This is a genomic window from Candidatus Accumulibacter vicinus (genome assembly GCF_000584955.1).
Lineage (GTDB): Bacteria > Pseudomonadota > Gammaproteobacteria > Burkholderiales > Rhodocyclaceae > Accumulibacter > Accumulibacter vicinus.
The window spans coordinates 309,042-310,301 of the sequence record NZ_JDSS02000019.1 but is presented as its reverse complement, the minus strand read 5'-3'; the positions used below and the strand labels follow the sequence as shown (position 1 = coordinate 310,301).

The window sequence follows — 1,260 nt, the reverse complement described above, 5'->3', positions numbered from 1 at the left end:
GCCGCCTGGACAACGATCTGGTCTTTTCCGCCCGACTCTCCGGTTCCGGATTCCCGACCCTGACGGGCCACACACTGACCGCTACCGGGACGGTGACGGAGAGCAGCGCAATTGCCGACCCGTTTGGCGGGTCGTCGGCGAGTGCACTATTCACGGGTGCAGGAAGTCGTTTGAGCACGGGAGTAAGCGAGGACTTTCTTCCAGGGACGCTTTACACCATTCGCGGATGGGCCTATGTCGATTCCCTTAGTGTTTCAACAGGGATTGTCTTCATAGGCACTGTCGGGAGCGGCACAGATCGAACACAGATTATCATAAACACAGATGGCTCCATCAACTTCTATTCTCAAGGCGCGTCTCAGGTATTTAACATAACCAGCGCAGCAGGCGTGATCACTACAGGTAACTGGTTTTTCTTCGAGGCGGTTCGCGATAGAACCGAGGCATTCCTGTTCATCAACGGTACGCAGGTCACGTACGGCCTCGCGGCTGGAACAGAGACAACGGGCAGCAATCTTCATCTAGGGTATGGGCTTACGTCAGGCACAGATCGCGGACTGACTGGGCGTCTTTTTGATGTTCAGTTCAGCCGGCGAGCAGAACACCGTGGAGCCTACTCCGTGCCAACATCACTGCTTCCGTTCGACGGGGACAAAGTGGCCTGGATTTACGATTCCGTGACTGCGGGTTGATCCATGCCCTACACGCCGCCTGCCTGGGATTCGGTCAATTTCGAGGGAAGCGGGGATGCCTACACGTCGCCCGCATGGGATTCGGTCAATTTCAATCAGGGCCATGTCTACACGACGGCCGGCGGCAACGCTTCCGGAACGTCTTCCGCGTCTTCTGGGTCGGTGGCCCTGCGGACAGCGCAAACCTCGATTTCTGGCGCAGCGGCGGCCGCGTCCATCAGCTACAGCGTAGGAGTTGGGTTATCCAGTGGGGTTTCGACAACTTTCTTCCTCAACGCGATCGCCTACGGCGCCGGGCAATCTGCGGGAGTCGGGTTTGCTTCCGCAATCGTAACGAATCTGTTCGCCAGCGGGTATTGCCTTGCTTGGTCATCAGCCAAGGGAGTCAACCCTGCTCGTCTTGGCGTTGGCCGGGCCGTGGGGATTTCTGTTGCATCGTCCAGGAATCCGTACCTGACCGGCAGAGGATCGTCTGCTGGCTCCAGTGACGCACGGGTGATCAGCTATGCGAAGGGCGCCGGGAAGTCGAGAGGGAAATCGTTCGCAAGGACGCTGCCCGCAGCCAAGC

Annotated in this window: 1 protein-coding gene and 1 pseudogene; both read left to right on the top strand. The window is 58.4% G+C overall.

Going from position 1 to position 1,260, the window contains the following annotated elements; all coding sequences use genetic code 11:
- Positions 1 to 692, top strand: a 692-nt coding sequence (locus CAPSK01_RS22270) for a LamG-like jellyroll fold domain-containing protein (protein ID WP_273703285.1), incomplete at its 5' end; no start/stop codon positions are given.
- A gap of 3 nt (positions 693 to 695) precedes the next feature.
- Positions 696 to 1,260, top strand: a pseudogene (locus CAPSK01_RS22265) (hypothetical protein); the annotation flags it as partial.